Raw genomic sequence first — 242 nt, 5'->3', positions numbered from 1 at the left:
AGAAGCTTCCGGCTCGAAACCCATTCCATATGTCAGGCCGCTGCAGCCGCCGCCTTTTACAGCAACGCGCAGGAAAGACCCTTCCTCTTCGTTATGGCGCATCATTTCCTTCACTTGGAAAGAAGCGGCTTCTGTAATTTCTACAACTTGTGTCATCTACGTTCACCCTTTCTTTTCCATCTTGCTACCCGCATGGGGCAGACATAAAAAGGGACCTATAGCAGGCCCCTGGACATTAAAAG

At 50.0% G+C, this 242-nt stretch carries 1 protein-coding gene; it reads right to left on the bottom strand.

From position 1 onward, the window contains the following. Positions 1–156, bottom strand: a 156-nt coding sequence (locus SB775_RS33155; RefSeq protein WP_410865540.1) for a HesB/IscA family protein, incomplete at its 3' end; no start/stop codon positions are given. Positions 157–242 lie beyond the last annotated feature (86 nt).

The organism is Peribacillus sp. SIMBA_075 (assembly GCF_046534585.1).
Note: the sequence above shows the minus strand (reverse complement) of the source record. Positions and strands in the feature narration are given on the sequence as shown.